Below are 6247 nucleotides of genomic sequence, written 5' to 3'. Positions count from 1 at the left end.
CCCTGAAAGGGCTGCGGGTTTTTTGTTGCCCGGGGAAATGTCAGTGAGTCATGGGTTGGGCGCAGCAAAGATCCACTGTAGGAGCAGCCGGTCGACGTTCGATTGCTCGCGATGGCGGTAGAGCAACCAATGATGATTCTGACTGACCCACCGCYATCGCGAGCAATCGAACGTCGACCGGCTGCTCCTACAGTGGATCTTTGCTGCGCCCAACCCATGACTCACTGACATTTCCCCGGGCAACAAAAAACCCGCAGCCCTTTCAGGGTGCGGGTTTTTCAGTTCTACGCCAACTCAATTCACAGGTTGAGTCTGAGTCGCCGGCACCGCTGGTTGCGCTTTGGCGAGCACCGGCTGTTCCAGCCTCGCTCGCCCGTAAAACGCCAGCGCCGTCAGCAAACACGCCAGCCACACAAAGATCCCGGCCCAGAGGGTGTGGGACATGTAGTGCCAGCCTTGCAGCACCCGCGTTGTGCCGTAGATGAAACCGAGGGTCAATGAGCCGTACATGATCGCTTTGGAATAGCGCCAACGATAACGGCGAGCCACGAAGTACAAGGCCAGCATGGTGAAACCGCCCGACGCATGTCCGCCCGGCCAGCAGCGCCCCTCACCGGCGACTTTCAGCAGATCGAAGTTTTCATACCACTCAACGTGCTCCTGTTTGCCGCCGTACTGGGTGGTCTCGATCGGGCAATACACGCTGGTGTGGCCCTTGAGGTAGTGAATGACCCCGGTGCTGATGGAAAACGCGAACACCACGTAGAGAAAGTCGCGACGGTGCCGGGTGGCGAAGCGCAACACCGGTGCGACTTTGATTTTTTCCAGGAATGCGATGATTTTCGAGTGCTTTTCAGCCTTCAGGCGCGGCCAGAGAAATGACAGCAAGGCACCGATAATCGCAATTTCACCGGTCCAGTTGGGAATGATCCGTGCCCACTTGTGGGTGATTTTTTCGAACAGATGGATATGGTCCAACGGGTACGTCTGCGTCACCGGATCAAAAAAGTAATTGTTGAAAGCGATGTCGATGCTGGTCATGTCGAACATCAGAAACACCACGACCGCGCAGGCCAGCGGAATACCGAAATTCACCCAGTAAAAGCGGTAGCGAGAAGCGGTCAGCATTGTGAATCCTGATTCAGAAAGATGAAGGAAAAGCTCAACGAGTGGTCACCGAGCTCCAGTCGGAAGCTTCGATGAAGCCAAGCATGCGCGGAGTCTGCGGGGTTTCGGCGGAAATAAACAGAGAGGCGCCGTAACCCAGCGTCGATGCCGGCAAATTGAGGTCATTTTCCAGTTGCTCCATGCACTCGCTGTGAGTGACAAGAATCAGGTTGCGCCCGGCCACTTTGTGCGCCAGGGAGTCGCGCAGCATGGTGCCCTTGCAAATGATTAGCCAGTCTTCCCCCGTGCCAACCTTGTTGAACATGAAGTTGGCAGTCTGTGCCGTGCGCAGGATCGGGCTGTTGTAGATATCGGCCTTGTCCAGGCCAAGGTGTTTGAACTGTGCCCCGAGGCTCTCGGCAACGCTGCGAGAGCGCTCGGTAATGCCATCGTTGCCGACCAGGCAAGGTGCCGAGGAGTGATCGCAGCGCTCGACGTGACGCACCAGCACGATCATGTCGCCCTTGGCCCATCCCGTCATCAAAGCCTGTGCACCGGCTAAATTGCCGTGGGCCAGGTCCGGTGCGGTGGCCGGACGCAACAAAAATACGGTCAGCGGGATGACCAGCAGCGCCGAGGCCAGCACCACCGCCGCGTTGCGATAGCGGGTGAAGCGGTTCAGATCGATCGAGCGTTTTATCCCGAAAAAACTCAGTCTCAATTCCACATCAAGCCGCCTCGCCGGCACGCAACACCTCATTAGATCCCGAAAGACTAAAGAAACGTGCGTTGCCGGTGGGTGAAAGACATGTGAAAAAAAGCTTAAAGCATTGCAAATACCTTGTTACAGAATCCGCCGAACAAAAACCTTTCAGCTCCCGGGATTGCTGCCGATACATCCTGCTTACACAGCTTGGCGGCCCCCAAAAAAAACAATCTTCCAGCCAACCGACGATAGAGAAGTACCAAGTTCCTGGAGGAATGTGATGAATAGCTGGTTCGGCAACATCAGCGTGAACCTGAAACTGGGCCTGGGGTTTGGCCTGGTCCTGGCACTGACCTGCGTCCTCGCCCTGACCGGCTGGACCAGCCTGGGCGGGTTGATCGACCGCAGTAACTGGATGAGCGACATCACCCAGCTCAACGCCGGCCTGACCAAGTTACGCGTCGTTCGCCTGCAATACATGCTGACCAATGGCGACGAAACCGCCGCGCAGAGTGTGCAGACCACCCTCGACGCCTTCTCGGCCCAGCAGCAAGCCCTGCAGGAGAAGTTCAAGAGCCCGGAAAACCTCAAACTGCTCAGAGAACAGGGCGCCGTCATCGACACCTACAAGACGTCCCTGGGCAAGATGCGCAACGCCTATCGCGCCGGCAACAGCGCCCGTGATGCCATGAGCACCAGCGCCGAAACCGCCAACACGCTGATCAATGACATCAACACCCGCGTGCAGCAAATGCCGCTGAGCGACCAGCGCTTCGAACAGTTCCAGGCCATCACTGCGGCCAAGGAAGCGTTCCTGCTGGCTCGCTACGAAGTGCGCGGCTACACCGCCAGTACCAATGCCGAGACCGAGCAAAAAGCCGTCGGCCAACTGGACGCCGCCATTGCCAGCCTGAAACCGCTGAATGCGCATTTCGCCGATTCCCAACAAGACGCCCTGCGTCAGCTGGAAGCTGCGCTGGGCAACTACCGAAGCGCCTTGCAGGCCTACAAGGCCGCCAGCAAAGAYGCGGTGCAGGCGCGCAAGGAAATGACCGACCAGGGTGCCGCCATCGTGGCCCAGAGCGATCAGCTGTATCAGATCCAGCTCGACCGCCGGGACGCCGAAAGCGCCCAGGCACGTACCCTGCAACTGATCAGCACATTGCTGGCGTTGCTGGTGGGCATCATTGCCGCCGTGGTCATCACTCGCCAGATTACCCGTCCACTGCGCGAAACCCTGGCGGTGGTCGATCGCATCGCCAGCGGTGACCTGTCCCAGAACGTTCTGGTTACCCGCCGCGACGAACTCGGCGTGTTGCAGCAAGGCATTGCGCGCATGGGCGTGACCCTGCGCGACCTGATCAGCGGCATCCGCGACGGCGTGACCCAGATCGCCAGCGCCGCCGAAGAGCTGTCAGCCGTGACAGAGCAGACCAGTGCCGGGGTTAACAGCCAGAAGGTCGAGACCGATCAGGTCGCGACCGCCATGCACGAGATGACCGCCACCGTGCAGGAAGTCGCGCGCAACGCCGAAGAAGCCTCGCAAGCCGCGGCGGCGGCGGATGGCGAAGCCCGTGAAGGTGACAGAGTGGTCAACGAAGCCATCGCCCAGATCGAGCGTCTGGCCAGCGAAGTGGTACGTTCCACCGAGGCCATGAGCGTGCTGCAACGGGAAAGTGACAAGATCGGCAGCGTCATGGACGTGATCAAGGCCGTGGCGGAGCAGACCAACCTGCTGGCGCTCAACGCCGCCATCGAAGCGGCCCGCGCCGGTGAAGCCGGTCGTGGTTTTGCCGTGGTGGCCGACGAGGTCCGCGGTCTGGCCCAGCGCACGCAGAAATCCACCGAGGAAATCGAAGGCCTGGTGGCCGGCCTGCAGAACGGCACGCAACAAGTGTCGGCGGTGATGAACAACAGCCGCACCCTCACCGACAGCAGCGTGGCCCTGACCCGCAAGGCCGGCGAGTCGCTGGAGAACATCACCCGCACGGTGTCCAGCATACAGTCGATGAACCAGCAGATCGCAGCCGCTGCCGAACAGCAAAGCGCCGTGGCCGAAGAGATCAGCCGCAGCATCATCAACGTGCGCGACGTGTCCGAACAGACTGCTGCTGCGAGTGATGAAACGGCTGCGTCGAGTGTTGAACTGGCGCGGCTGGGGAATCAGTTGCAGATGATGGTCAGTCACTTCCGCGTCTGACGTTCAGTCAGCGCTAAATGATAGATCCAATCGCGAGCAGGCTCGCTCCCACAATGAATCTGTGTCGTCCACAAAGACTGTACACAGCATCCAGACCCTGTGGGAGCAGGCTGCTGGCACATCATGCCGGGGTAGCCCTGAGCGACTGGCGAACGGTTTTAAACACAAATCGCATTGGTAAACACCAACCGATTGCCAAACGGATCGCTGATGATCATGTCCTGGCTACCCCAGGGCATGGCCTGGATCTGTGGAGGTGCAAACGCATACGCCTTGGCCAGCAATTGCTGCTGGAAGGCTTCCAGTTCGTCGGTCTCGATGCGCAAGGCCGAGCCGGGCGTGCTGTCGCCGTTGTGTTCGGACAGGTGCAGCACACACTCACCCCGCGAGACTTGCAGGTACAACGGGAAGCTGGCTTCTAAACGGTGCTGCCAATCGATCTTGAAACCGAGGAAGTCGACGTAGAACCCCACTGCCTCGGCTTCGTTGAAAATGCGCAGGACCGGAGTGGTTTTGCCGAAGCTCATCGGGTTGCTCCCTGTAGGAGCGAGCCGGCTCCGGGCGGCGCTCCGACGATGGTCGTTAACGATAACGCGTTTTGACTGGCTAAACGCGGCGCCTTCGACTCCATCGCGAGCAGGCTCGCTCCTACATGATTGAACAGCATTAGGTTGTCGGGTTTGATATCAGTCCTTCGGCCTGGAAATGCCATTCTTTAATCTCAATATGCCATCACTGTGGCGAAATCCTCGAAACTCACTGAAACCCCGTACGCAAATCCCCTTCCCGAGCCAGGAACCGCCCTTCCCTGCGCCCGTTGGCCTGACCATCGCGGTAACTCAACGCACCGTTGACCCATACGCCCTCGATGCCTTGCGCCGCCCGCTGCGGATCGTTGAAATCGGCGACATCACGGATGGTCGCCGGATCGAACAACACCAGGTCGGCCCAATAACCTTCGCGGATTTCACCGCGTTCCTTCAAACCGAAACGCGCCGCCGACAACCCGGTCATTTTGTGCACGGCGGTGTGCAACGGGAACAATCCGACGTCGCGACTGAAATGTCCGAGCACCCGGGGGAATGCGCCCCACAAGCGTGGGTGCGGAAACGGGTCTTCCGGCAAGCCGTCGGAGCCGACCATCGACAGCGGATGCGCGAGGATTCTGCGCACATCCGCTTCATCCATTCCGTAGTACACCGCACCGGCCGGTTGCAGTTGGCGAGCGGCATCCAGCAACGGCACATTCCATTCGGCGGCGATGTCCATCAGGTCGCGGCCGCCCATTTCCGGGTGCGGGGTCGACCAGGTGATGGTGATGCGGTGGGCATCGGTCACCTGCTTGAGGTCCAGGGTCGATGAGCTCGCCGCATATGGATAGCAATCGCAGCCCACCGGGTGGGTTTTCGCGGCCTGTTCGAGTGACGCCAACAGTTGCGGACTACGCCCCCAGTTGCCGGCACCGGCACATTTGAGGTGGGAAATGATCACCGGGCTTTGTGCATGGCGACCGATCTGGAAGGCCTCGTCCATGGCCTCCAGCACCGGTTCGAATTCGCTGCGCAAATGGGTGGTGTAGACCGCCCCGAACGCCGTCAATTCTTCGGTCAGTTGCATCACTTCATCGGTGGATGCCGAGAACGCGCTGGCATAGGCGAGTCCGGTGGACAGGCCCAACGCGCCGGCCTCAAGGCTTTCGCGCAGTTGCTCGCGCATCGCTGCGATTTCATCGGCCGTGGCGGTGCGGAGCAGGTCGTCGAGATGATTGCTGCGCAATGCCGTATGGCCGACCAGCGCCGCGACGTTCAGCGTGGTGTTCGCCGCTTCGACCGCCGCACGGTAGTCGCTGAACGTCGGATAGACAAACGCAGCGGCCGTGCCGAGCAGGTTCATCGGGTCCGGCGGATCGCCGCGCACACTCACCGGCGAAGCACTGATCCCGCAGTTGCCGACGATCACCGTGGTCACGCCCTGGCTGAGCTTGGGCAGCATCTGCGGTTGGCGAATCACCACGGTGTCGTCATGGGTGTGCACGTCGATGAAACCTGGCGCCAGCACATGGCCCTGCGCGTCGATTTCATCGCTGGCGTGTGCATCGCGCAAGTCGCCGATACGCTCGATGCGCCCGTTGAGAATGGCCACGTCGGCGGGGTAACCGGGGCTGTTGCTGCCGTCGATGATCAGGGCGTTGCGAATCAGCGTGTCGTACAGCATGTCAGTCTCCCAGCGGTAAC

General features: G+C 60.1%; 5 protein-coding genes and 1 pseudogene. 2 read left to right on the top strand and 4 right to left on the bottom strand.

Going from position 1 to position 6247, the window contains the following annotated elements:
* Positions 1-294: 294 nt before the first annotated feature.
* Both AC1DRN_RS26915 and pmrG read right to left on the bottom strand, forming a co-directional pair.
* A complete protein-coding gene (locus tag AC1DRN_RS26915; RefSeq protein WP_223463571.1) occupies positions 295-1128 on the bottom strand; it encodes a phosphatase PAP2 family protein in 834 nt (277 codons plus the stop codon).
* A gap of 34 nt (positions 1129-1162) precedes the next feature.
* The gene (pmrG, locus tag AC1DRN_RS26910; RefSeq protein WP_223463572.1) at positions 1163-1834 is read right to left on the bottom strand and encodes a lipopolysaccharide core heptose(II)-phosphate phosphatase PmrG; all 672 of its coding nucleotides are present in this window, start codon (positions 1832-1834) and stop codon (positions 1163-1165) included.
* A 259-nt stretch (positions 1835-2093) separates the two neighbouring features.
* Here pmrG and AC1DRN_RS26905 point away from each other — a divergent pair.
* Positions 2094-3155, top strand: a pseudogene (locus AC1DRN_RS26905) (methyl-accepting chemotaxis protein); the annotation flags it as partial.
* A complete protein-coding gene (locus tag AC1DRN_RS26900; RefSeq protein ID WP_411740723.1) occupies positions 3150-4013 on the top strand; it encodes a methyl-accepting chemotaxis protein in 864 nt (287 codons plus the stop codon). The pseudogene AC1DRN_RS26905 and the gene AC1DRN_RS26900, both read left to right, overlap by 6 nt.
* 158 nt (positions 4014-4171) lie before the next feature.
* Here the strand turns inward: AC1DRN_RS26900 and AC1DRN_RS26895 are convergent, their stop codons facing one another.
* Both AC1DRN_RS26895 and AC1DRN_RS26890 read right to left on the bottom strand, forming a co-directional pair.
* The gene (locus AC1DRN_RS26895; protein ID WP_223463574.1) at positions 4172-4540 is read right to left on the bottom strand and encodes a glyoxalase superfamily protein; all 369 of its coding nucleotides are present in this window, start codon (positions 4538-4540) and stop codon (positions 4172-4174) included.
* Positions 4541-4769: 229 nt separating this feature from the next.
* A complete protein-coding gene (locus AC1DRN_RS26890) occupies positions 4770-6227 on the bottom strand; it encodes an N-acyl-D-amino-acid deacylase family protein (protein WP_223463575.1) in 1458 nt (485 codons plus the stop codon).
* Positions 6228-6247 lie beyond the last annotated feature (20 nt).

The organism is Pseudomonas sp. P5_B3 (genome assembly GCF_056400405.1).
This window is presented reverse-complemented; position numbering and strand designations above follow the sequence as displayed.